This window comes from Stenotrophomonas sp. STEN009 (genome assembly GCF_056760395.1).
On record NZ_JBRRES010000002.1, the window covers coordinates 1 to 24,255 of the forward strand.

Below are 24,255 nucleotides of genomic sequence, written 5' to 3' on the forward strand. Positions count from 1 at the left end.
GGCGTAGTGCACGGCGTAGTCGGCACGGTGGGCAGCGCAGCAGGCGAGACGCTGCACGAAACCGTCGGCACCGTAGGTAGCGCAGTGGGCGGCACGCTGCACAACACCGTGGGCGCAGTAGGTGGCACGCTTCACGGAGCTGCCGGCACGGTCGGCGGTGCGGTGAGCGGTGTACTGAACGGCACTGTCGGCACCGTGGGTGGCGCAGTGGGCGGCACGCTGCACAACACCGTGGGCGCAGTAGGCGGCACGCTCCAAGGGGCTGTCGGTACGGTCGGCAGTGCGGTGGGCGGTGTACTGAACGGCACCGTCGGCAACGTCGGTGGTTCCCTGGGCGACACGTTGAACAACACCGTAGGTGCTGTAGGTGGCGTCCTCGATGGAACCGTCGGCACCGTCGGTGGTGCTGTGGGTGGCGCGCTCAACGGCACGGTCGGCACGGTCGGTAGCGCCGTAGGCAGCGCTTTGAACGGTACCGTGGGTGCCGTAGGTGGCGTCCTCGATGGAACCGTCGGCACGGTCGGTAGCGCCGTAGGCGGCGCTTTGAATGGCACGGTGGGTGCAGTCGGCGGCGTCCTCGATGGAACCGTCGGCACCGTCGGGGGTGCGGTGGGCGGTGCGCTCAACGGCACGGTCGGCTCGGTCGGCTGCGCGGTGGGTGGCGCGTTGAACGGCACCGTAGGTGCGGTCGGCGGCGTCCTGGATGGAACTGTCGGCACCGTTGGCGGTGCGCTCAACGGCACGGTTGGCACGGTTGGCAGTGCCGTGGGTGGCGCTCTGAACGGCACCCTAGGTGCGGTCGGCGGCGTCCTGGATGGAACCGTCGGCACCGTTGGCGGTGCGCTCAACGGCACGGTTGGCACGGTTGGCAGTGCTGTGGGTGGCGCGTTGAACGGCACTGTAGGTGCGGTCGGCGGCGTCCTGGATGGAACTGTCGGCACGGTCGGCGGTGCAATCGGTGGTGCGCTGAACGGCACGGTCGGCACGGTCGGCAGCGCGGTGGGCGGCGCGTTGAACGGTACGGTAGGTGCAGTCGGTGGCGTCCTGGATGGAACTGTCGGCGCGGTCGGCGGTGCAGTCGGCGGTGCGCTGAACGGCACCGTTGGCACAGTCGGCAGCGCCGTAGGCGGTGCTTTGAACGGCACCGTGGGCGCAGTCGGCGGTGCAGTCGGAGGCGTGCTCAACGGCACGGTCGGCGCAGTCGGTGGTGCGGTGGGTGGTGTGCTCAACGGCACCGTCGGCACCATCGGAGGTGCCGTGGGCGGTGCACTCAACAATACGGTCGGCTCGGTCGGCAGCGTTGTCGGTGGCCTGCTCGGGGGTGGCAGCACCACGCCGGGCAGCGGGCTGGACGGCGTACTCACCGGCACGCTCGGCAACGTCGGCGGTGCGGTGGGCAACCTGCTGGAGGGCAACCTCAACGGTACCGTCAACAATCTCGGCGGCGCAGTCGGCGGGCTGGTGGGCGGCACGCTGGGTGGCCTGGGCCTGACCCAGCCCTCGGCGATTCCGCCGGACAGCCCGAAGGCACCCGCTCCGGCTGATCCGAATGCGGGACTCATCATCGGTACCGGTGGCCTGGTCGGCAACGTCGGCCAGCTGATCGGCCCGACGACCAGCAGCCTGTTCGGCGGTGACGGCTATCTGCACAACGGCAATCTCAAGCTCAGCAATGCGAACGTGATGCAGGCCTACTCCACGGTCAACGTGCTCGGCCTGCCGGTCGTGAACCTGTCACCGGTCGGCAGCACCCTCAATGGCCTGGGCGGCGCGGTGACCGGTGGCAGCTCGCACCTGACCCTGATCGGTGGCGTCACCTCCGACAGTTACATCTACAACATCAACAACGGCAACCCCGGTGGCCTGCTGGGCCTGCTGCTGCCGACCGATTCGCCGGCATGGGCCGCCAAGTGCCTGGATATCGCGTTGGCCGACATCTCCTGCTGGGCGGTCAACGCCGCACAGGATTACCAGGTGCTGATGGGTGACGGTGCCTTCGCCAACGGCTCCAAGGAAGTGGTGATCGGCGCCAATGCCCGCCATGAGCTGCCGAAGGTGGATGCCAACGTGGCGTTCCCGGGTGCCGGTCCCAACGATCCCACCAATCCAACCGGCGTGCCGACTGCGGACTACGCCGCGCGCATGGGCCACTCGGTGATTGTCGGCGACAGCGCGGTGGGTACTGCCAACGGCCAGACCCTGCTGGGTGCGGAGGCGACCTCGAACCAGGCCAATTCGGTGGCGCTGGGCTACCGTTCTGCTGCGCTGCGCGGCGCACAGGCCAGCTACAGCGCCTATGGCCTGACCGCCGCCCAGGTCTCTGCTGGTGAAGTTTCGGTGGGTACCGCCAACGGTGGCGAGCGCCAGATCACCAACCTGGCTGCGGGTAGCGCCAATACCGATGCGGTCAACGTCGCCCAGTTGAAGGGCGCGATCAGCCTGATCGATGATGTTTCGGCCGGCGCGGTGATGTACGACGTCGATGGCGCAGGCAATCCGGACTATCGCCGCGTCACGCTCGGCAACGGCACGGGTACCACCACCATCGGCAACCTCGCCGCGGGTGCGGTGACCGCCGGCAGCCTGGAAGCCGTCAACGGCGGCCAGCTGGCCACCACCAACGCCGCCATCGCCGGCTTCTTCGGTGGCATCACCGCCTTCGATCCGGTCAGTGGCGCCTTCACCGCGCCGCTGTTCGAGATCAGCACGATCTCCACCGATGGCGCCATTGCGCAGGGCCTGTACAACAATGCGACCGATGCCTTCGACGCCGTCGACGGCTCGCTGGTCAATCTCAACACGCAGATCAACGATATCCGCAACGGCGGCACCAAGTACCTGCGGGTGAACTCCACGGGCGTGGAGGCAGTGGCCACCGGTGCCGACTCCATCGCGGTCGGTACCAACGCCCGCGCCACGGCGGCCAACGCGATCGCGGTCGGTGCCGGCAGCCTGGCTGACCGTGCGAACAGCGTGTCGATCGGTGCCGCGGGTGCCGAACGCCAGGTGACGAATCTGGCCGCCGGTACGGCTGCCACCGATGCGGTGAACCTGGGCCAGCTGCAGGCCTCGGAGGAAGGCGCGCTGCGCTACGACCTCAATGGCGATGGCAGCGTCAACTACGCCAGCGCCACGCTGGGTCAGGGCGGCACGGCGACCACGCTGCGCAACCTCGGCCCGGGCCAGGTGAGCGCCACGAGCAGCGAAGCCATCAATGGTGCCCAGCTGTTCGCTGCCAACCAGGCTGTCGCCACCCATCTCGGGGGCGGCGCGGCGGTCAATGCGGCCGGTGTGCTGACCGCGCCGACCTACACGATCAACAACATCGCCGCCAATGGCACCATCAGCCAGGGCAGCTACAACGACGTCGGCACCGCCTTCGACGCGGTCAGCAATTCGCTGGCCAATGTCGCCGACCAGACCGACGATATCGACAAGCGCGCGGTGAAGTACGATGTCGATGGCAGTGGCAACGTCGTGAACACGGTCACCCTGAGCGGTACCGGCACGGGTGCGGTGAAGGTGACCAACGTGGCGGCCGGCAGCATCCTTGCAGGCAGCAGCGACGCCATCACCGGCGACCAGCTGTTCAGCACGAACTCGACCATCGCCAGCTACTTCGGTGGCAGCACGGCCTTCGACGGCACCACCAATCTGTGGACCGCGCCGTCGTTCAGCATCTCCAGCATCGCCACCGACGGCACCCTGACCGCCAACGACTACAGCAACGTCACCGCGGCGTTCTCCGCGGTGGACGGTTCGCTGAGGGTGCTCAACCAGCGCATCACCAACGGTGGCGGCAGCCCGTACCTGGCAGTGAACTCCAGCGCCGCGGCGGCCGCTGCGGCAGGTGCGGAGGCGCTGGCGGTGGGTCCGCAGGCCAGTGCGGCAGGTGCTTCGGCCGTGGCAGTCGGCAACGGTGCCAACGCCAGCGCGGACAACAGCGTGGCACTGGGTGCCGGCTCGGTGGCCAGCGTCGGCGCGCAGAGCGGCTATACCGGTGCCTATGGTCAGACGGGTGCCAGCAATTCGGCAGGCGAAGTGTCGGTCGGCAGCAGCGGCAGTGAACGCAAGATCACCCACGTTGCCGACGGCTCGGACGATCACGACGCGACGAATGTCGGCCAGCTGAAGAATGGCGTGAACTATGCCATCGATCAGTCCAAGGCCTACACCGACCAGAAGATCCAGAACATCACCAACGTCGCCGGCAGCTTCCGCGCCAACAACAGCAACAACCTGGCCGATCCGGCCGCGACGGGCGCCAATTCCGCAGCCGGTGGTGCAGGATCGACGGCCGCCGGTGCCAATTCGACGGCCCTGGGCAACGGCTCGCAGGCACAGGCCGACAACTCGGTGGCCCTGGGCGCAGGGTCGGTGGCCAACCGTGCCAACACGGTTTCGGTGGGGGCCAGCGGCGCCGAACGGCAGGTGGTCAATGTGGCAGACGGCACCCAGGCCACCGATGCGGTCAACGTGCGGCAGCTGCAGGCCTCGCAGCAGGGCACCATCCGCTACGACACCACCGTCAACGGAGCCACCAACTTCAACAGTGTCACTCTCGGCAGCAGCACCAGCGGCCCGACGACGGTCCGCAACGTTGCCGCCGGTACGGCAGGCACCGACGCGGTCAATGTCGACCAGCTGAAGTCCGGCATGGCGCAGACTCTGGACTGGTCGAAGGCCTATACCGACGAGCGCATGGGCGGCTTCGAGCGCGACCTGCGCAGGACCGACAACCGCGCTTCGGCCGGCATCGCTTCGGCCATGGCCACGGCCTCGCTGCCGCAGCCGAGCGAAGCGGGTCGCAGCATGGCCTCGTTCGCCGCCGGCAGCTACAACGGCGAATCGGGCGTGGCGGTGGGCCTGTCCGGTGTCTCGGAAGGAGGCCGCTGGATCTACAAGTTCAGCGGCTCCACCAACAGCCGTGGCGAGGCCGGTGTGGCCGTCGGTGCCGGCATCCAGTGGTAACCGCCGTAGCCGGGCCGCAATCGCGGCCCGGTTGCCGCGCAAACGTCTACAGGGGGAATGACATGAATCAGCATCGCATCGCCCGCGCTGGCCGCATCGCCGCGTCGCTGGGCCTGATCCTCGCCGCCGGCCTGCTGGCCGCCTGCCGCAGCCACGCGCCCGCCGGTGAGGGTCCGGCGGAGGCCACTGCAGTGGCCTTCCCGGAAGTCTCCAAGGCGTCGCTGACGGAGGGTACCTATCCCGACATCGCCGACCTGCGCCGCTTCGCGCCCGGGATGAGCAAGCGGCAGCTGTACAGCCTGCTGGGTACGCCGCACTTCAACGAAGGCATGTGGGGCGTGCGCGAGTGGAACTATCTGTTCAACTTCCGCACCGCACAGGGCGCCGAGTACTTCACCTGCCAGTTCCAGGTGCGCTTCGACAACAAGGGCATCGCCCAGGCCGGCTACTGGAAGCCCGAATCCTGCGCCGCCGTGCTCGACCCGCCGCGGCCACCACCGCCGCCGCCGGCACCCGCGCCACTGCCCGAACAGCCGCTGCGCCTGGCCGCCGATGCACTGTTCGGTTTCGACAGCGCGGTACTCAGCGCCGAAGGCCAGCAGGCGGTGCAGGGCATCCTGGCGCAGGTCCGTGAGGCCAGCAAGGTGCAGTCGATCCAGGTCGTCGGCTACACCGACCGTATCGGTGCGGCCAGCTACAACCAGCAACTCTCGCAGAAGCGGGCCGAAGCGGTGCGCACGGCCCTGGTGCAGGGCGGAGTGCCGCCGGGCAGCATCAGTGCCGAAGGGCGCGGCGCGGCTGAACCGATCGTGCAGTGCGCACAGCGCAACCGTCGCGAACTGATCGCGTGCCTTGCGCCGAATCGCCGGGTGCAGATCGTCGGGATCGCGCACCCGCGCTGAAGTCTCCCGCGCCGTGGCCATGCCCCGGCATCCCGAGTCCCCCCTGACCACCGGCAGGACGTGGCCACGTCTCCCCCGTCGTCCACCCCTGCCGGTGGCTCAGGTTTTCATACGGTGCACGCGATGAACGCCCAATTCCTGCCTCTGTCCATGAAGACGGAAACCACCCTCAGCGTGTATGGCCAGCTCGGCAATCATGCGGTCGTGCGCATCCCCGGGCGGCGCCTGCCGGGCCTGATCCTGCAGGCCGATACCGTGGCCGGGTTCCTGGCCCAGCTGCAGGAAACCCAGGCCTGCCTGCGCAGTGGCCGGGCGCAGCGTGCCGATGCAGAGCTGGACATGCTGATCGACATGCTGGAGCAATGGTACGCGTTGATCGAGTCGCGGCTGGCCGATGCCGGCGAAGCGCTGTAGCAGCGGGGCGGGCGATCAATCGGCGTCTTCGACGCGCTCGCCCATCAGTTCGCGCTGGCGCTTGTCCAGCTCCTCGGCGTAGCGCCTGCGCACGAAGGCCTCGGAAACAATGCCCAGCAGCTGGCCATCGGCGGCAACCACGGCCAGTTCGTCGGCCTGCGTCCGGTCGAAGCACTGCATCACGCTGACCACATCCGCGCCCGGCAACAGTGACACCTCGCGGTTCTCGGCCAGATCGCCAACGGGTGTCTCCGGCTTCACGCCGTCGGCGTAGACGCGCGGAATCTGCACGATGCCGGCGTAGTGGCCTTCGCTGTCGATCAGGACCACGCGACTGCCGGAGCCCAGCGGGAAACGCTGGCGGAACGCAGCGGCATCCAGCCCGGCCGGAGTGGTGGCAACGCCCTTGCGCATCATCCGCCCGGCGTTGAGGGTGTGGATCCAGCCGACGTCGCGTGCGCTGCGGATGGTTTCACCGCGCAGATGCATGCGCCATGTCGAGAACGAGTAACCGAACCACTGGCGGACCAGTGTGCTGGAGACCAGTACCGCGCTCATCACCACGCTGGTCAGCAGGAAGTCGTGGGTGCCTTCCAGCACCAGCATGGCCATGGTCATCGGCGCGCCGACCACTGCGGCGGCCAACGCGGCCATGCCCGCAAGCGCCGCGGACGTGGCGTCGACCACGGGCACGCCATTGGCCATCGCCAGCAGGCCGGCAAACAGGGTGCCGACCAGGGTGCCCATGAACAGCGACGCAAAGAACAGGCCACCGCGGAAGCCGAAGCCCAGGGAAATGCCCGAGGCCAGAAGCTTCAGGGCGAGCAGGCCGCCGATCCAGATCAGTGGCAGCTGCGTGGTCAGGTCCAGGTGCAGCGCACCGTGACCGGAGGAAAGCACCTGCGGGCTGGCCATGGCCAGTGGAATCAGCAGGAAGCCGCCGACCACCGGGCGCCCCCACAGGGGCAGTGGACTGCGCTTGACCACGCCTTCGATGGAGGCGATCAGCCGCATCACGCCGATCCCCACCATGGCGCAGCAGCAACCGAGCAGGCCGTAGATCGCGTAGTCGGCGGCGCGCACATCGATGGTCGAGGCTGCGGGCAGCAGGTACGCCTCGATGCCAGCCTGGTCGGCGACGAATGCACCCGCCAGTGCGGCCAGGGCCACAGGCGCGAGAGCGGCGGGCGTGTAGGCGCCGATGACGATCTCGAACGCGTAGAACGCGCCGGCCAGCGGAGCCCCGAAGGCCGCGGCGATGGCGCCGGCGGCACCGGCACCGACCAGGATGCGCACATCATTGCGGCGCAGGCGCATGACACGGCCCAGCTGAGAGCCGCTGCCCGCACCCATCTGGGTATACGAAGCCTCAAGGCCGACGGACGCACCGCAGCCGTTCGACAGCAGGGTCTGGGTGAGCACGATCAGATTGTCGCGCATCGACATGCGACCGCCATGCAGGGCATTGGCCTCGACCGCGTCGAGCAGCGGGCGCTTGCGCCGCGCGGCCGCCAGGCTGACCAGCCCGACCAGCAGGCCGCCCAGCGGCAGCACCAGCAGGGCGGTCCAGCTGAGCGTGGGCAGGGAGCTGAGGCGCATGCCGGGTTCCAGCCCGTACAGCGCACTCTGCAGCCCGCGCGCGATGTCCGACTGCAGCAGCGTCAGGCCACCGGCGATCAGGCCGACCAGCAACGCCAGTGCGATGAACCACAGGTCGCTGCCACGCAGGCGCAGTCGCAGGCCCTGGAAGGCCAGATGCAGGCGCGATGGTGGAACCGTGGAGGCCATGGTGGCGGCATGATACGCCGCCATCGTGATCGCCACCGTCACCGCATCGGGCATTTACCGCATCAGAAGCGGTAGCGTCCCTGCAGGTAGAAGGTGCGTGGCGCGGCCACCATGCGCCCGGCATTGCCGTCGACATTGCGGGTGTACCAGCGCTTGTCGGCCAGGTTGTTCACGCCGGCCGTGATCTCGCTGTCGCCCAGCCCCGGAACCTGCCAGGCCACCTGCGCATTCCACAGCCGCACCCCCGGCACGCGGCCCACACGTGCATCGGCGCTTTCCTGCCAGGTGTTGGCAGCGTCGGAGAACTGGCCGCTCTGGTGCGTGCTGGAGACATTGAAGGTCCAGGCCGACAGCGCATAGCGGGCGCCGATGCTGTCGGTGTCGCGCGAGTAGAAGGGCACGTCCTGGCCGCGGTTGTCACCGGACTGCTGGATCGCCTTGGTCCAGGTGTAGTTGGCGTACAGCTCCAGTCCGGCCAGCACGCTGTCTTCGGCGAAGCGGTATTCGAGCGCGCTTTCCACACCCTTGTGGTCGGTCGCACCGATGTTCTGGAAGGTGGGAGGAGTGATTCCCGGCACCTGCAGGATCTGGTTGTCGAAGCGCATCCTGAACACCGTGACGTCCGCGCGCAGTGCGCCGTCCTGCCAGCGGGCGCCCAGCTCGGTGGTCCTGGCCACCTCCGGATTCAGCGGATTGCTGGCGGTCTGCGAGTTCAGCTGGATGTTCTGCACCGGCCCGAACGAGGTGGTGTAGTTGCCGAACACGGTCAGCTGCGGGGTCAACAGGTAGGCGACGTTGAGCGAGGGCAGGGCTTTGTCGTTGCGGCTGCTGAAGGTGGTGCCGCCATCGGCCTGGCGGCGGTCCATGTCGATCCATTCCATGCGCACCCCCGGCGTGATCCGCCACTGGCCGATGGCGATGCGGTCGTCGAGATAGAAGGCGTGGGCGTCGGTGGCATTGTCGAAGCGGTTGATGGGGCTTGCGGCGCCGGTGCGGCGGGTCACCGTGTAGCTGCGGTCGTTGCCGCGCTCGCGCAGGAAGCGGTAGCCAGCGGTGACGTCGTGCACGCTTGCCCCCCAGTGCAGGCGCTGGGTGTAGCGCGGTTCGATGCCGAGCACGCGGTAGTCGCGCGGCTGCACGCTCACCTGGGTGTTGGCAGCGTTGATCAGCGAGCTGGCACGGGTGCTCTCGTTGTAATAGGCCAGTACCTCGAACTCGCTGGTGTCGGACAACGTGTGGGTGTAGCCCAGATCGATGCCCGTGCGGTGGCCCTTCCAGAAGTCATCGGGACGCGTGTTCTGGAACGGATCCGCCTCGTACTGCGCGCGGGTCAGGCCGCCTGGCGTCAGCGAGCGGACGTCGTAGTAGGACAGCTTGGCACGCAGCGTCTGCTGGTCGTCGATGGCGTAGGCGAACTTCAGTGCCAGATCGTTGAAACGGTCGTCGCTGCCTTCGCGCCAGCCGCGACCGTCCTGGCCGGAATAGAGCAGGGCGACGCCCAGGCCGTTGTCGCTGGTGCCGCCGAGGAAGGTGTTGTACTGGGTGCTGTCGCCGCCGCCATGGTCATGGGCGTTGTAGCGGATCCCGACCTCGCCGTGCAGGCCGCTCTGCTGCGGAATGGCGCGGGTGCTGAAGTTGATGATGCCGCCCACGTTCTGCGGCCCGTAACGCACGGCTCCGCCGCCACGCACGACGTCGATCGATTCGATGTTGGACAGGCTGGCCGGCGCGAACGACAGCTGGGGCTGGCCGTAGGGTGCGACGGCCAGCGGCACGCCATCCAGCAGCACCGTCGAGCGGGGTGAGTAGCGGCCGGTGAGGCCGCGCACGCCGATGTTCAGCGACACCGAACTGCCGGCGGTGCCGGAGTTGTCGGTGACCTGCACGCCGGGGATGCGGCGCATGGCGTCGCCGATGCTGGTCGCGCCACTGGCCTCGATGCGCTGGCGATCGACCACCGTACGTGCCCCGGCGAAGCTCTTGACGCTGTCATGCAGGCCGGTGCCCAGCCAACTGCCGGAGACCTGGATGCTGTCGAGCGTGGTCGGGGCGTCCTGGGCGAGGACGGAAGCAAGGGGCATCAGGCACAGGGCGAGGGCTGCCACCAAGGGCAGCTGGGCCGGTTTCGGGGTGCGGAGGGGCATCTGGACGGCGCAGGAAGGTGGTAAATGAGAATTATTGCTGATTCCATTCGTGAATGGAATCGAGGGACGATGGCCTCTGGGGTCGGGTGGTAAAGTGAATGATTGCCTCCTGACTCACCGAGATCCGTCATGCCTGCAGCTGTCTTCTATCCCGTCGGAACCCCTGGCCAGCCGTGGGGAGCGGCGGAACGGGAGCAGTGGCGTGCGCGCCAGCAGCGCCTGCGCCGCTACGACGAGGAAGTACTGCCGCGCATCGAGGCACTGGCAGCGCGCTTCGACAAGGTGGCCTACGGCCAGCTCGACTACGCGGGAGAGACCTATACCCTGTTCGCCCTGCGCAGCCGCGACTGGAACCCGGCGCTGCCGGCGGCGCTGGTCACCGGCGGCGTGCACGGCTACGAAACCAGTGGCGTGATGGGTGCCCTGGAGTTCCTTGAAAAGCACGCGGCCGATTACGCGGGCAAGGCCAACCTGCTGGTGGCACCGTGCGTCAACCCATGGGGTTTCGAGCGCATCAACCGCTGGAACTTCGACGCGATCGATCCGAACCGCAACTTCCGTGCCGGTGGTCCGGCTCGCGAATCAACCGCGCTGATCGAGCTGATCGAACCCCTCAAGGGCCAGTTCGCGCTGCACATCGATCTGCATGAGACCACCGACAGCGATGAAAGCGAGTTCCGCCCTGCGCTGGCGGCGCGCGACGGCAAGCCGTTCGAACCGGGCCTGATTCCTGATGGCTTCTACCTGGTGGACGACAGCGCCAATCCGCAGCCGGCGTTCCAGCAGGCCGTGATCGCGGCGGTGGAAAAGGTGACCCACATTGCACCGGCCGACGACAAGGGCGAGATCATCGGCTCTCCGGTGGTGGCCCATGGCGTGATCGAGTACCCGCTGGTGGAATTGGCCCTCTGTGCCGGCATCACCGGTGCGCCGTACACCACCACCACCGAAGTCTACCCGGACAGCCCGCGCGCCACGCCGCAGCAGTGCAACGACGCGCAGGTGGCCGCGGTCTGCTCCGCGCTGGACTACGCACTGGCGCATCGCTGAGGGGGAGTGCCGAGCCCATGCGCGGCTGCGGTTGCAACAACCTTGATACATCCCGGGCCGATACGGCCCGGCGCTACCGCAGTGCGTCGGCCCACCACAGTGCGGCCGGCCCGGGTGGCGTGTCGCGTCGCCACACCAGGTCGCTGTGGATGCGCCGCGGCCAACCGGGCAGGGCCAGTTCCACCAGGTGTCCGCGGTCGTAGCGCTGCACCAGCGCTCTCGGGAGTTCGGCCCAGCCGATGCCTTCCTCGGCCATTTCCATCACCATCAGGTAGTCCGATGCGGTCCAGGCCGGGCCGGCGACGGCACGCGCGTGATCGACCTGTGCGCTCAAGCGAATCTGTCGATGGCGGGCAAGCTGCGGTGCGGCGCGCGCACCGGCCGCGGCCAGTGCGTGTCCGTGCGCGACATACACCGCCAGCTCGCTGTGATGGGCCAGGGGCTGTGCGATCACTGCATCCGGATAGCGCTCCTGGCGAGGCAGCAGGCCCAGTCCGGCGCGGCCGCTGCCGACCAGTTCCAGCACATCGTGCCCTTCAGCGTCGAGCCACTCCAGTTCGATTTCGGGAAAGGCTTCAGCGAAACGCTGCAGCACCTGTTGCGCCGGGTCCAGCTGGTAAACATCGGAGAACACCACCGTCAGCCGGGGTTCGACAGGTGCAGCCAGGCGCACGCTCAGCTGCCGCAGGCGCGCATCGGCAGCCAGGATTTCCTGGGCATGGCCCAGCACCTGTCGCCCCGGGTCGGTAAGCTGCGGATAGCGCCCGCTGCGGTCGAACAGCGATACGCCCAGATCGGCTTCCAGATGGGCGATGGCGGTGCTGACCGTCGATTGCGTCTTGCGCAGGCGCCGCGCGGCAGCCGAGAAGGAGCCCAGTGCGGCAGCCTCGACGAACGCCTGCAGGGATTCAGGAGAGTAGGGCATCGATCCATCGCTAATATCGATGGATTCCATTTTTGATCCATCGTAAATGGCGATGATACTGGACGCCATCGCCCCTGTCAGCGGGCGCTGTGAATCCTGCTGGAGTTTTCCCATGACCCGTCGTGTTCCCGCCCCAGGCCCCCTGATTGCCTGGGCCTGCCTGACCGTGGCGATCGTCGCCGAAGTGGTCGGCACGTCCTTCATGGCCCATGCCGCCCGCGCCGGTGGCTGGACCGGCTACCTGGTGATGGCCGGGGCGCTGGCGTTGTCCTATTACTTCCTGGCGCTGTCGGTACGGCGCATCGCGGTCGGCGTTGCGTATGCGGTGTGGGAGGGGCTGGGGCTGACCCTGCTGACCCTGGTCGGCATTGCGGTGTTCGGCGAGAGCCTGTCGATGGAGCAGCTGGCCGGCCTGCTGCTGGCGGTGGCCGGCATTGTCTGCGTCACCCTTGGGGAGGCGCACTGATGAATGCAACGGCACTGTTCTTCGTGATCTGTTCCGCACTGATCGACGTCGCGGCAAACATGATGGTGGCCAAGTCTGAAGGCTTCCGCCGCTGGCAATGGGGTGTCGCTGCCGTCGTCATGGTCTGGATCGCCTTCGCGCTGCTGGGCCAGGCAGTACGCCACCTGGACCTGGCCACGGCCTATGCGCTGTGGGGTGCCATCGGCGTGATCGGCACCGCTGCCTGCGGGCGCCTGCTGTTCGGCAATCGCCTGCGGCCCATCGGCTGGATCGGCATTGCACTGGTGACGGGGGCGGTGCTTCTGCTCAGTACCGCATGAGCGGCGACGATTGCAGACCGGAGCGCGCTGTCCGACACTGCGGTTTTTCCGCAACGGAGTGCCGCCATGTTCAGCCACATCACCGTCGGTTCCAATGATCTTGCGGTCTCGCGCCGCTTCTACGACGCACTGTTCGCAGCCATCGGCGGCCGACCGGGCATGACCGATGAAGATGGAAAACTGGTCTACATCAAGGACGGGCGGATGTTCATCGTGACCCCGCCCATCGATGGCCAGCCGGCGTGCCACGCCAATGGCGGCACCATTGGTTTCGCGCTGGAGACTCCGCAGGCGGTGCACGCCTGGCAGGACGCAGGCATCGCCCACGGCGGCAGCGCCATCGAAGATCCACCGGGCGTACGCCACAAGGCCGGGCGGCCGCTGTACCTGGCCTACCTGCGCGATCCCGACGGCAACAAGTTGTGCGCCGTGCACGTGATGCGCTGAACTTCGCGGCGCGCGCGTGATACCACGCGCGTGCTGTCCCTGTGCTGTCATCGCGCGACAGCACTTCATCCTGCGTCCACCGCCGTTCAGCCAGAATCCGCCGGCTCACTCTTTGATCGACCGGAGAACGCCGCCCCGTGGAAGCCCTGGAGCCGCAACAATCCCCGGTGCGCACCCTGCGGCCTGTATTCGCCTTCGCGGCGATCATCGTCGTGGCGTTCGCGCTGTTCGTCAGCCTCTATCCGATCGGTGCCGGTCGCCTGCTGCTCAGCGCACAGGACTGGGCGGCACTCAACGTTGGCTGGTACTACCTGCTGGCGATGACCCTCTATCTGGTGTTCGTGGTCGGCGTGGCGCTGTCCAAGTATGGTGGCATCAAGCTCGGTGCCGACCATGACGAGCCCGAGTTCAGCTATCTCTCCTGGGCGGGCATGCTGTTCGCCGCGGGTATCAGCATCACCCTGTTCTTCTTCTGTGTCTCCGAGCCGCTGACCCATTACCTGCAGCCGCCGCAGGGCGATCCCGCCGCCGGTGAGGCCGGCGCGCGCCAGGCCATGCAGCTGCTGTTCCTGCACTGGGGCCTGCATGGCTGGGGCGTGTTCGCGCTGGCGGCAATGGCCATGGCCTACTTCGCCTATCGCCACAACCTGCCGTTGGCGCTGCGCTCGGCGCTGTATCCGCTGATCGGCAAGCGCATCAACGGACCGATCGGCTACACCGTGGATGCGCTGGGCATCGTCGCCACCGTGTTCGGCATCGGCGCCGACATGGGCTTCGGTGTCCTGCACCTCAACGCCGGGTTGTCGCACCTGTTCGACATCCCGCACTCGAACTTCGTGCAGATCGCTCTGGTCGCCAGCATGATGGGGGCAGCGGTGGCCGTTGCAGTGTCCGGCGTGGAGAAGGGGGTCCGCTGGATGGCCAACATCAACATGCTGCTGGCGATCGCGCTGGTGCTGTTCATGCTGTTCGCCGGGCCCACCCAATACCTGTTCGGCACGTTGATGCAGAACCTGGGCGACTATCTGGGCAGCGTGGTCGGCAAGAGCTTTGACGTGTACGCCTATGGCGGACGGCCGGCATGGCTGGGCGGCTGGACGGTGTTCTACTGGGCCTGGTGGATCGGCTGGGCGCCGTTCGTCGGCCTGTTCATCGCCCGCATCTCGCGCGGACGTACCATTCGCGAATTCGTGTTCGGCGTGCTGCTGATTCCGCTCGGCTTCACCCTGGCCTGGTTGTCGATCTTCGGCAACAGCGCGCTGGACCAGGTGCTGCACCATGGCCAGCAGCAGCTGGCACAGCTGGCCGTGGATGACCCACCGACCGTGCTGTACGCATTGCTTGATGGTTATCCGTGGAGCCGCACGGTGATCGCGGTGACCGTGCTGGTCAGCTTCATCTTTTTCGTGACATCGGCCGATTCGGGCGCGGTGGTGCTGTCCACGCTGTCGTCGCACGGCGGCGCTCCGGAAGACGATGGCCCGCGCTGGCTGCGCGTGTTCTGGGGCACGGTGATCGCCGTGCTCACCGCAGGCCTGCTGCTGGCGGGCAGCATCGATGCGTTGAAGTCGGCGGTGGTGCTGGCGTCGCTGCCATTCTCGGCGGTGCTGCTGCTGATGATGTGGGGCCTCACCCGAGCCTTCAGTGACGAATCGCACCGCAAGCGCGCGCTGCAGTACCGGCCATCGCCGCTGATCGGCGACGATCGCCACCACCAGGGCTGGCGCCAGCGGCTTGCGCAGGCCATGCACTTCCCGGTGCGCGACCAGGTCTACCGCTTCATGGATGACACGGTGAAACCGGCGATGGAAGCCGTGGCCGAGCAGCTGCGCGAACAGGGCTGGGACGTACATACCCGCATCGAAGCCGGCGACATGGAGCTCTCGGTCAACCATGGCGAGCAGCAGGACTTCCTGTACCGGGTGATCCTCAGCGGTTACCTGACGCCGTCGTTCGCCGCCCAGCAGCTGCGCAACCAGCGCTACTACCGCGCCGAGGTGCATCTGTTCGAAGGCAGCCAGGATTACGACCTGGTCGGATACAGCCGCAAGCAGATCATCAACGACATCATCAGCCAGTACGAGCGGCACCTGCAGTTCCTGCACCTGAGCCGGTGATGCACGACCGCTGCGATGGGTGCGGACCGTTGGTCCGCACACTCCGTGGAGCCGAGCCCACGCTCGGCTCCATCAAGCCGGTAGAGCAGCCGAGCATGGGCTCGGCGCTACATGTGCAGTTTCCGCATCAGAACCGGTAGCGTGCCCCCACCGTGACGAACTGGCCGCGCAGGTTGTACTGGCTGATGTCGAAGCCGTTGGAGCCGCCCGCCGGGTCGAATGGCGGGTCCTTGTCGGTCAGGTTCAGCACCGACAGCGACAGCGTGGTGTTGGGAATGCCTTCGTACGCCACGTACAGGTCCAGCTGGTGATAGGGCTTGACGCGATCGCGCAGGCCCGGGTTGCTGGTGGCCGTCGCTACCCGCTGGTCGTAGCCGCTGACATATTGCAGGCTCAGCGTGCTGTTCCAGTCGCCCACCGCCCAGTTCAGTGACGTGGTGCCACGGGTGCGCGGCAGCGCGCCGTGGCGGTTGTTGCCCGCGCCGTCATAGGGCGCCTGACCGGCTACCAGGGGCTGCTTGAAGCTGAGCAGATGGGTCCAGCTGCCGGCGAGGGTGAGGTTGCCCCAGCCGTCGGTGCGGAAGGTGTGGCTGGCCTCCAGGTCGAGACCGGACGTGGTCAGCTCCCCCTGGTTGGCGTACTGGTTGGTGATGAACTGGATGCGACCCTGCGCATCGCGCTGGACCCGGCCCGGAAACAGGGCGGGATTGTCGACGATGAACTGTGCGCTGTCGGGCTTGACCAGGTTGTCCTGCTCGATACGGTACCAGTCCAGGCCGATGCTGCTGTCAGCGTCCGGCGACCACACCGCGCCAACGTTGAGATTGCGCGAGCGTTCGGCCTTCAGGTCGGGATTGCCGGTGCGGATGTTGGTGACACCGCGGCTGCCACCGGGCTGCAACGGGTCGAGCGGGTCGATCACCGATCCGTAGCTGACCGTCTGCCCGGGTGCGATTTCCGGCAGCGAGGGAGCGCGGAAACCGCGCGAGAACGAACCGCGCAGCAGCAGGCTGTCCAGCGGCTGCCAGCGCAGCGCGAACTTCGGCGAGAACGCCTTGCCGAAGTCGTCGTAGCGGTCGCCGCGTCCGGCGACCTGCAGTTCCAATGTGCGATGCAACGGTACGCTGAACTCGGCGTAGGCGGCGCTGACCTGCCGCTCGCCATCGACCACGTTGATCGCCGGCCGCAGCTCCGTTCCGGACAGCACCTGCGCACTGGTCCGTGCATCCAGCGATTCCTTCCGGAACTCCGCGCCCCAGGCGAAGCCGACCGCGCCGGCCGGCAGCTCCCACAGCGACGTCGATGCCTTGAGGTTCAGAGAGTGCAGCTGGTACCAGCCCGGGCGCTTGGTCTGCAGGCGCAGCGCGTCAAGCGCGGCCGGCGTGCTGGCCGGGTCGAGGAAGTTGTAGCTGCCATCGCGCAGGATCTGCTCGAACGCGTAGCGGTTGATGAAGTTGTCCACGTACTCGCGCTGCTCGCTCTGCGAGGTCAGTGCGGCGACCTCCCAGTCCCAGCGCTCGCCCTGGCCACGCACGCCGGCCAATGCACGGTAGAACACCTGCGTGTTGTCCTTCAGGCGCGGGCCGAGATCGAAGAACGTGTACTCGAAGGGCAGGGGAGCGCTGCCCGGGTTGTTCGGATGCCCGACCGGCAGCACTGCCGGAATGTCGAGCAGGGTGCCGGTGGCGGGGTTGTAGGCGCGCAGGCCCGGGCCGACGGTCAGTGGCGCGCTGAAGATCTGGTCGGCCTTGTTGTGGCTGTAGAGCACGTCGGCGAAGGCTTCGACGTTGTCACTGAAGCGGTAGGTCGCGCTCAGCGAGGCCTGCAGGCGTTCGGCACCGGGCTGCAGGGTCTTGAATGGCTGCGCATTGAACGCGCAGGCCTGGCCGGGCAGGCTGCTGCCGAAGTCGCTGTAGGGCCGCAGCTGGCTGCCCTCGGGGCAGGGCGAGAATGGCTGCGGCGCGCGCGGGTTCGCCAGCCAGTTGCCACCGGCAGTGGACCAGCCGGCCAGGCGACCACCGGGCTTGTCGCGGAAATCGCCGCTGCGGGTATAGGCGCGCTGGTCGGCGTCGAGCCGATCGCGCTTGAGCACGTCCAGCCCGAACAGCATGTTCCAGCCCTGCTGTTCGAGGTCACCGAAACCGGCCAGCAGATTGGCCTTGCGTTCGTCGAGGCCGCCCTGGGTGGCCGTACCGAAGCCGCCGCCCACTTCCACGCCCTGGAAGTTCCTGCGCAGGATGATGTTGATGACACCGGCGATGGCATCGGAGCCATACACCGCCGAGGCGCCGTCCTTCAGTACTTCAATGCGTTCGACCGCGCTGATCGGCAGCGCATTGAGATCGACGAAGGTGTCCTGGGTATTGAGGGCGAAACCGAAGTTGGCCACGCGATAGCCGTTGACCAGCACCAGGGTGTTCTTCGGCGACAGCCCGCGCAGGCCGATCGACGCCGAGCCCGCCGCGAAGCTGCCGGTGTACTGCTCGTCGAAGCTGTTGCCGGCATTGGCCGACAGGTTGCGCAGCACATCGGTCAACGTGCTGCGACCGGTCTGTTCGATCTGTTCACGGCTGACGATCTGCACCGGGTTGGGGCCGGCGGTGTCGCTGCGCTTGATGTTGGATCCGGTCACCAGCACGGTGCCGAGCGTGGTGCTGTCCTTGCCGGTATCGGTGGTTTCAGCAGCGCCGGCAGCGCCGGCGGTAAGTCCCAGCGCGATGGCGCCGGCAAGCAGGTTCAGGGTGGTGCGGTACATGGAAGCGACAACGCCGGACAGAAGAGGAGCCGCCAGTACCGCATGCGCTCGCCTGCGCCTTCCAATGACGAAAGCGCATTCAGTTATACATCACAGGTTCTTAACGAGTGACTGGCCCTGTTATCGACCGGTGCTGCGCATTCCTCTCAGGGGTCAGATCCCTTTCCAGCGGAGAGGGATCTGACCCCGGTTGGCCGACCGTCAAGGCCGCAAGAGCACCTTGCCGTTGCGGCCGGAACCTGCGCCGGCTTTGACCGCCGCAGCGATATCGTCGAGTGCGAACACCTGTTCCACCGGCAGCGTCAGTTCGCCGCCGGCTGCACGCTGCAGCAGTTCGCCCACCAGCCGTCGCTTGTCGTCCACCGCCATCGCCTGGCTGACCTTGCTGCCCCAGAAGCCTTTCACGGTGGCTTCCTTGTAGATCAGGCCTCCGGCGGGGATGCGCATGGGCTCGCCGCTCATCACGCCGAAGGACACCAGCGTGCCGTGGTGGCCGAGCAGGTCGACCAGGTCACCGCTGGCGTCGCCGCCGATGGAATCCACGGCGGCCGCCGCCTGCGCTTCACCGGTCACTGCACGCACGCGGTCCTTCCAGCCGTCCACCGAGGTATCGAATACATGATCGATGCCGAGCGCCTGCAGCTGCGCGACCGCATCGGCGTTGCGCACAAGGTTGGCCACATGGACACCCCGCGCCCGCGCCAGCATCGCCAGCGACTTGCCGACCGCGCCATTGGCGGTGTTCTGCACGATCCATTGGCCTGGCTCGACATGCAGGAATTCCAGCAGCATCAGCGCACTGAGCGGCATGGCAATCAGCTGCGCAGCGGTCTCGTCGGGGATCGATTCGGGCATCGGAATCACCATCCGTGCCGGCGCGATGAATGCTTCGGCCCAGGTGCCGTGCACCGAGGCGGCAGCGACACGCTGACCGACCCGAAGGCCGTCGACGCCGTCGCCAACCGCGTCGACCACGCCCAGTGCCTCGCTGCCACCGATTGCCGGCAGCGTCGGCTTGTAGCCATACAGGCCGCGCACGGTCAGCAGATCGTGGTTGTGGATGGAGGCGAGCACGGTACGGATGCGCACCTCGCCAGGACCAGGTTCAGGCAGGGCGGCCTCGGCGACGGCAAGGACGTCGGACGGGTCGCCGAAGGAGGAGTACTGGGCAGCGCGCATGGGGGATGTTCCGCGGAAAGTGGAGGTTGTATCGAAGTGGGGATGCGTGCGGCGTCGACAAGGCGGCGCAGACGCAACACGGCATCCTGCGACGGTTCGTCGCGGAGGGCGCTATTTACTGCATCTTGTGTTGACGATATCCATCATCCCCACTATGTTGGGGCCGTCACTCCCGGTCAGCCGCCGCCGCCGGACGATGCAAGACACGTCCCGCGGCCCGCCCCTGAAGGCTTGCCGTGTCGACGCGGCCGCCCTCGTGCGGACTCAGGTCGCCCCCACGGCCCGGATACCGGCCGCAGGCGCAGGCACTTGCCGACGATCTGGTGTTCCCGCGCTTTGGCATCCCACCCGATCGCCCCGTGCGCCGGTATCGCGTGCAGGGCCGCCATGGCATCGGCGCAATCGTGCGTGCGAGCCTGGAGACGCAGGACCATGACTGAATACACCTACCGCGCGGCCGATCCGGCCGGCGCCGGCGACGCCTTGCGCGCCGGTGGCGAGCGCGTGCCGACCTGGATCACCAAGGAGGCCGGCAACCGACGCCTGCCGTTCGACGCCGGGCGCCTGCAGCGCAGCATCGACGCCATCCATGCCGAGTTCCCGCAGCTGGACGTAGCCGACTACCGCCGCGTGGTACAGGCGATGGTTGAGCGCAAGCCCAGCATCAGTGCCGACGACCTAGTGGACCTGCTGATCCGCGAGGCGGAATCCCGTGTGGACCTGGTCGCGCCGGACTGGGAGCGGTTCGCCGCCCGCATCTACCTGCGCCGCCTGTACAAGCGCGCCAGCCGCAACCGCTTCTACGATGTCAGCCTGAAGTACGGCTCGTACGTAGGCCTGCAGGAGAGCCTGGCCGACCGTGGCGTCTACAGCAATGACATCCTGCGCTGCTACTCGAAGGAGGAGCTGCAGCAGGCCGGAGAGATGATCGATCCCGACCGCGACCGTCTGTTCGCGTACAACGGCCTGTACCTGCTGGCGACGCGCTACCTGGCCAGCGACCGCAGCCGCGAGGTGTACGAGTTGCCGCAGGAGCGCTGGCTGACCATCGCCCTGTACCTCATGCAGGAGGAGAAGCCGCGTGAGCGGCGGATGCAGCTGGTCGGCGAGGCCTACTGGGCGCTGTCGAACCTGTACATGACGGTGGCCACGCCGACGCTGGCCAACGCCGGCAAGGTCGGTGGACAGCTGTCCAGCTGCTTCATCGATACAGTGGACGACAGCCTGCAGGGCATCTATGACTCCAATACGGACATTGCCCGCGTGTCCAAGCACGGCGGGGGTGTCGGCGCCTACCTGGGCTACGTGCGCAGCAGCGGTGCACCGATCCGGGGTGTGCCCAACTCGTCCGGCGGCGTAGTGCCCTGGATCAAGCAGCTCAACAACACCGCGGTATCGGTCGACCAGCTCGGCCAGCGCAAAGGCGCGGTGGCGGTATACCTGGACATCTGGCACCGCGACATCGAGGCCTTCCTCGATCTGCGCCTGAACAACGGCGACCAGCGCCTGCGCGCGCATGATGTGTTCACGTCGGTCTGCGTGCCCGATCTGTTCATGGAGGCGGTCGAGCGTCGGGCCGACTGGTACCTGTTCGACCCGCATGAAGTGAAGCAGGCCAAGGGCTGGTACCTGCAGGACTTCTACGATGAGACGCGCGGTGCGGGCAGCTTCCGCGACCGCTACGCGGAGCTGGTGGCCGACGAGCGCATCAGCCGGCGCACCGTGCGCGCGATCGATCTGTTCAAGCGCATCATGCTCAGCCAGCTGGAGACCGGCAATCCATTCCTGTTCTACCGCGATGAAGTCAATCGCAGGAACCCGAACAAGCACGCGGGCATGGTCTATTCCAGCAACCTGTGCACGGAGATCCTGCAGAACATGAGCCCGACGCGGATGATCCAGGAGATCGTCAGCGGCGACCAGATCGTCACCACCCGCCGCGCCGGCGATTTCGTGGTGTGCAACCTGTCCTCGATCAATCTGGGACGGGCGGTCACCGCGCCGGACGATCTGCTGGCGAAGGACGTGCTGGAACGGTTGATCCCGATCCAGGTGCGCATGCTGGACAACGTGATCGATCTCAATGCCTTGCCGGTGCCGCAGGCCACGATCACCAACCGCAAGTACCGGGCCATTGGTCTGGGCACGTTCGGCTGGCATCACCTGCTGGCGCAGCAGGCGATCCCGTGGGAATCGCCGGAGGCGGAGGCGCTGGCCGACCGCCTGTACGAACGCATCAACTTCCTGACCATCCAGGCCAGTGCCGAACTGGCGAAAGAGAAGGGCCACTATCCGATGTTCGCCGGCAGCGACTGGCACACCGGCCGCTACTTCAGCGACCGCGATTACCGTGATGCGGCCTGGCAGGGCCTGGCGCGTGAGGTGGCCCGCCACGGCCTGCGCAATGGCTGGCTGCTGGCGGTCGCGCCGAACATGAGCACCGCCCAGATCGCCGGTTCCACTGCCTCGATCGATCCCATCTACAGCGCGTTCTACTACGAGGAGAAGAAGGACTTCCGACGGCCGGTCGCGGCCCCCGGGCTGTCGCTGGAGACCTGGCCGTACTACGAGAAGGGCGCCTACGAGGTGGACCAGTTCGCCAGCGTCCGGCAGAACGCCCGGCGCCAGCGCCATGTGGACCAGTCGATCAGCTTCAACCTGTATGTGCCCAGCACCATCCGTGCGAGCACGTTGCTGGAGCTGCACCTGAGCGCATGGCGCGCGGGACTGAAGACCACCTACTACGTGCGCTCCAACGACATCGACATCAGCGAATGCGAGTGGTGCTCGAGCTGATCGCTGCGCCCCAGCCGCGGTAGCGCCGGGCCATGCCCGGCGAGCGCACCGCGCGGCCACCGTACATTCCGCCGGGCACGGCCCGGCGCCATCCTCAGCAGGTAACACCATGGCAACGCCGCTTGACCGCATCAAGATCCTTGAACCACGCCATCCCAACCGCAGCACCGGCATCATCAACGGCCGCACCAGCGGCATACTGAACTGGAACGACATTCCGTACCCCTCGTTCTATCGGGCGTACAAGGAACTGTCGACCAACTTCTGGATCCCCGACGAAGTGGACATGAAGCTGGACGCACGCCAGTACGGTGAACTGTCCGGACGCGAGAAGAACGCCTACGACTCGATCATCGGCCTGCTGGCCACGCTCGATTCGCCGCAGACCCGGTTCATCTACAACGTCGCCGAGTACATCACCGATCCGGCCGCGCATGCCAATGCGGCGATCATCGGCCAGCAGGAAGTGATACATAACGAAAGCTACAGCTATGTGCTCGCGTCGATCACCGATCTGCCCAACCAGAACCGGGTGTTCGAACTGGCCCGCACGCATCCGACCATCATCAGCCGCAACGCGCCGATCATGCAGGCGTACGACGACTTCATGCGCGACAAGACCGCCGAGACGCTGCTGAAGTCGCTGATCCAGTCGTCGATCCTGGAGGGCATCAACTTCTATTCCGGCTTCGCCTACTTCTACAACCTGGTGCGGCAGAACCGCATGACCGGCACCGGCAAGATCATCAGCTTCATCAACCGCGACGAGCTGGCCCATACCAAGTTCATCAGCGAGGTGATCCGGGCCATCGTCGGCGAGAATCCGGAACTGCAGACCAACGAGCTGACTGCCTACGTACACGATGCATTCGAGCACGCCATCACCCTGGAGACGCAATGGTCGTCGGAAGTGCTGGATGGCATCGACGGCATCGATGTGGACGAGATGGTGCGCTATGTGAAGTACCGCGCCAACAAGATGGCCGGCATGCTGGGCATCGAGCGGCTGTACAGCGATACGACCGACAATGTGATGCCGTGGATCAAGGCCTACGCCGACAACTTCACCGAAACCAAGACCGACTTCTTCGAGATGCGCAATGCAAGTTACAAGAAGACCAACGTCGACAACGGCTTCGACGATCTCTGAGCGGGGGCCGGCGCTGGGCATCCTGATCGTGGTCGCCTCGCTCAGTGGTAATACCCGGGAGCTGGGACGGCAGATCGCCGAGCGGTGTCGCGCGGCGGGTCACGCGGTGCATTGGCAGGAGGCCGACGACCTGCGCCAGCCGGCTCCGCTGGCGGCCGATGAAGCCGACCTCGTGCTGCTGGGCAGCTGGACCGACAACGCCGGGCGCACACCGGCGGAGATGAAGGCGTGGGTGGCCGGCATTGCCGGGCAGGGTCAGTGGCCGCGACAGGTGGCGGTGTTCGGCACCGGCGAGACACAGTGGGGCCAGGAGTACTACTGCGGCGCCGTGCACCGCCTGATCCGCTACTTCCACAGCGGCTACCCGCCGCTGGAGATTGAACAGATGCCGCACGGCGAGCGTCACGCCGCCGCCATCGACGCCTGGACCGACGCAGTCCTGGCCCATTACCGGAGTACCACCGATGCAGATCATCGACGCCACCACGCCTGAGCAGCTCCAGCAGCTGTTGGCCGAACATCCCCGGGTCCTGGTGGATTTCCACAAGGACCAGTGCCCGGGCTGCCGGATGCTGGAGATGTCCCTGCAGCGTGTCGCCAGCAGCGGCGCGGGGCAGGGCATGACCCTGCTGCGGGTGCAGCTGGAAGTGCTGGGTGAAACCTTCTTCAGGGAGCTGGGGCTGCGGCAGACACCAACGCTTGCGCTGTTCCGTGACGGCAACGAACGCATCCGCCTGGCCGGATTCCAGTCGCCACAGCAGATCGAAGCCGCCATCGCCCTGCATCTGTAGAGCGGGGCCACGCTCGACAGCGCTGCACGCGTGCGTCGAG

17 protein-coding genes are annotated in these 24,255 nt (G+C 67.0%); 12 read left to right on the forward strand and 5 right to left on the reverse strand.

The window, feature by feature from the left end; all coding sequences use genetic code 11:
* The first annotated feature begins 6 nt into the window (after positions 1-6).
* The 3 genes from ACVOMM_RS01080 (at position 7) to ACVOMM_RS01090 (ending at position 6,287) form a co-directional block, all read left to right on the forward strand.
* On the forward strand, positions 7-4,971 hold the full coding sequence (locus ACVOMM_RS01080; protein WP_481525826.1) for a hemagglutinin: 4,965 nt from the start codon (positions 7-9) through the stop codon (positions 4,969-4,971).
* Positions 4,972-5,033: 62 nt separating this feature from the next.
* Positions 5,034-5,873 carry an outer membrane protein assembly factor BamE gene (locus ACVOMM_RS01085; protein ID WP_481525763.1) on the forward strand — a complete coding sequence of 280 codons (840 nt, stop codon included), beginning with the start codon at positions 5,034-5,036 and terminating at the stop codon, positions 5,871-5,873.
* A 123-nt stretch (positions 5,874-5,996) separates the two neighbouring features.
* Positions 5,997-6,287, forward strand: a complete 291-nt coding sequence (locus ACVOMM_RS01090) for a DUF6959 family protein (RefSeq protein WP_053517836.1) — start codon at positions 5,997-5,999, stop codon at positions 6,285-6,287.
* A 15-nt stretch (positions 6,288-6,302) separates the two neighbouring features.
* Here the strand turns inward: ACVOMM_RS01090 and ACVOMM_RS01095 are convergent, their stop codons facing one another.
* A complete protein-coding gene (locus tag ACVOMM_RS01095) occupies positions 6,303-8,099 on the reverse strand; it encodes a chloride channel protein (protein ID WP_481525827.1) in 1,797 nt (598 codons plus the stop codon).
* A 38-nt stretch (positions 8,100-8,137) separates the two neighbouring features.
* Positions 8,138-10,156, reverse strand: a complete 2,019-nt coding sequence (locus tag ACVOMM_RS01100; RefSeq protein WP_481525764.1) for a TonB-dependent receptor family protein — start codon at positions 10,154-10,156, stop codon at positions 8,138-8,140.
* Positions 10,157-10,348: 192 nt separating this feature from the next.
* Between ACVOMM_RS01100 and ACVOMM_RS01105 the strand changes: the two genes are divergently transcribed.
* Positions 10,349-11,269 (forward strand): M14 family metallopeptidase, encoded by a 921-nt coding sequence (locus ACVOMM_RS01105; protein ID WP_180875306.1) that lies wholly within the window; start codon positions 10,349-10,351, stop codon positions 11,267-11,269.
* 73 nt (positions 11,270-11,342) lie between these two features.
* Here ACVOMM_RS01105 and ACVOMM_RS01110 read toward each other — a convergent pair whose 3' ends face one another.
* Positions 11,343-12,194, reverse strand: a complete 852-nt coding sequence (locus ACVOMM_RS01110) for a LysR family transcriptional regulator (protein WP_193395903.1) — start codon at positions 12,192-12,194, stop codon at positions 11,343-11,345.
* Positions 12,195-12,306: 112 nt separating this feature from the next.
* Here ACVOMM_RS01110 and ACVOMM_RS01115 point away from each other — a divergent pair, with 112 nt between their 5' ends.
* The 4 genes from ACVOMM_RS01115 to betT all read left to right on the forward strand — a co-directional run bounded on the left by ACVOMM_RS01115 (position 12,307) and on the right by betT (position 15,544).
* A complete protein-coding gene (locus tag ACVOMM_RS01115) occupies positions 12,307-12,660 on the forward strand; it encodes an SMR family transporter (RefSeq protein ID WP_481525765.1) in 354 nt (117 codons plus the stop codon).
* The gene (locus ACVOMM_RS01120) at positions 12,660-12,980 is read left to right on the forward strand and encodes a DMT family transporter (protein ID WP_459062082.1); all 321 of its coding nucleotides are present in this window, start codon (positions 12,660-12,662) and stop codon (positions 12,978-12,980) included. Before ACVOMM_RS01115 ends, ACVOMM_RS01120 begins: the two co-directional genes overlap by 1 nt.
* 66 nt (positions 12,981-13,046) lie before the next feature.
* Positions 13,047-13,427: a VOC family protein gene (locus tag ACVOMM_RS01125; RefSeq protein WP_481525766.1), complete on the forward strand. Its 381-nt coding sequence runs from the start codon at positions 13,047-13,049 to the stop codon at positions 13,425-13,427.
* 137 nt (positions 13,428-13,564) lie between these two features.
* The gene (gene betT / locus ACVOMM_RS01130) at positions 13,565-15,544 is read left to right on the forward strand and encodes a choline BCCT transporter BetT (protein ID WP_481525767.1); all 1,980 of its coding nucleotides are present in this window, start codon (positions 13,565-13,567) and stop codon (positions 15,542-15,544) included.
* Between the two features lie 127 nt (positions 15,545-15,671).
* On the opposite strand, the gene ACVOMM_RS01135 is transcribed toward betT, so the two are convergent.
* Positions 15,672-18,299, reverse strand: coding sequence for a TonB-dependent receptor (locus ACVOMM_RS01135; RefSeq protein WP_481525768.1), 2,628 nt, complete (start codon positions 18,297-18,299; stop codon positions 15,672-15,674).
* 201 nt (positions 18,300-18,500) lie between these two features.
* A complete protein-coding gene (locus ACVOMM_RS01140; protein WP_065175232.1) occupies positions 18,501-19,478 on the reverse strand; it encodes a zinc-binding dehydrogenase in 978 nt (325 codons plus the stop codon).
* 432 nt (positions 19,479-19,910) lie between these two features.
* On the opposite strand from ACVOMM_RS01140, the gene ACVOMM_RS01145 reads away from it, so the two are divergent.
* The 4 genes from ACVOMM_RS01145 (at position 19,911) to ACVOMM_RS01160 (ending at position 24,215) form a co-directional block, all read left to right on the forward strand.
* Complete coding sequence (locus tag ACVOMM_RS01145; protein ID WP_481525769.1) at positions 19,911-22,274, forward strand: ribonucleoside-diphosphate reductase subunit alpha; 2,364 nt, start codon at positions 19,911-19,913, stop codon at positions 22,272-22,274.
* 109 nt (positions 22,275-22,383) lie between these two features.
* Positions 22,384-23,424: a ribonucleotide-diphosphate reductase subunit beta gene (locus tag ACVOMM_RS01150; protein WP_481525770.1), complete on the forward strand. Its 1,041-nt coding sequence runs from the start codon at positions 22,384-22,386 to the stop codon at positions 23,422-23,424.
* 13 nt (positions 23,425-23,437) lie between these two features.
* Positions 23,438-23,917: a flavodoxin gene (locus ACVOMM_RS01155; RefSeq protein ID WP_065182973.1), complete on the forward strand. Its 480-nt coding sequence runs from the start codon at positions 23,438-23,440 to the stop codon at positions 23,915-23,917.
* On the forward strand, positions 23,889-24,215 hold the full coding sequence (locus ACVOMM_RS01160) for a thioredoxin family protein (RefSeq protein ID WP_053517820.1): 327 nt from the start codon (positions 23,889-23,891) through the stop codon (positions 24,213-24,215). The genes ACVOMM_RS01155 and ACVOMM_RS01160 overlap by 29 nt, the downstream gene beginning before the upstream one ends.
* Positions 24,216-24,255: the final 40 nt, after the last annotated feature.

Coding starts and splice junctions, on each gene's coding strand:
- ACVOMM_RS01090 (WP_053517836.1), top strand. CDS start 5,997: ATGAACGCCCAATTCCTGCCTCTGTCCATGAAGACGGAAACCACCCTC.
- ACVOMM_RS01115 (WP_481525765.1), top strand. CDS start 12,307: ATGACCCGTCGTGTTCCCGCCCCAGGCCCCCTGATTGCCTGGGCCTGC.
- ACVOMM_RS01145 (WP_481525769.1), top strand. CDS start 19,911: ATGACTGAATACACCTACCGCGCGGCCGATCCGGCCGGCGCCGGCGAC.
- ACVOMM_RS01125 (WP_481525766.1), top strand. CDS start 13,047: ATGTTCAGCCACATCACCGTCGGTTCCAATGATCTTGCGGTCTCGCGC.
- ACVOMM_RS01095 (WP_481525827.1), bottom strand. CDS start 8,099: ATGGCGGCGTATCATGCCGCCACCATGGCCTCCACGGTTCCACCATCG.
- ACVOMM_RS01085 (WP_481525763.1), top strand. CDS start 5,034: ATGAATCAGCATCGCATCGCCCGCGCTGGCCGCATCGCCGCGTCGCTG.
- ACVOMM_RS01120 (WP_459062082.1), top strand. CDS start 12,660: ATGAATGCAACGGCACTGTTCTTCGTGATCTGTTCCGCACTGATCGAC.
- ACVOMM_RS01100 (WP_481525764.1), bottom strand. CDS start 10,156: ATGCCCCTTGCTTCCGTCCTCGCCCAGGACGCCCCGACCACGCTCGAC.
- ACVOMM_RS01135 (WP_481525768.1), bottom strand. CDS start 18,299: ATGTACCGCACCACCCTGAACCTGCTTGCCGGCGCCATCGCGCTGGGA.
- ACVOMM_RS01140 (WP_065175232.1), bottom strand. CDS start 19,478: ATGCGCGCTGCCCAGTACTCCTCCTTCGGCGACCCGTCCGACGTCCTT.
- ACVOMM_RS01110 (WP_193395903.1), bottom strand. CDS start 12,194: ATGCCCTACTCTCCTGAATCCCTGCAGGCGTTCGTCGAGGCTGCCGCA.
- ACVOMM_RS01105 (WP_180875306.1), top strand. CDS start 10,349: ATGCCTGCAGCTGTCTTCTATCCCGTCGGAACCCCTGGCCAGCCGTGG.
- ACVOMM_RS01160 (WP_053517820.1), top strand. CDS start 23,889: ATGCAGATCATCGACGCCACCACGCCTGAGCAGCTCCAGCAGCTGTTG.
- ACVOMM_RS01150 (WP_481525770.1), top strand. CDS start 22,384: ATGGCAACGCCGCTTGACCGCATCAAGATCCTTGAACCACGCCATCCC.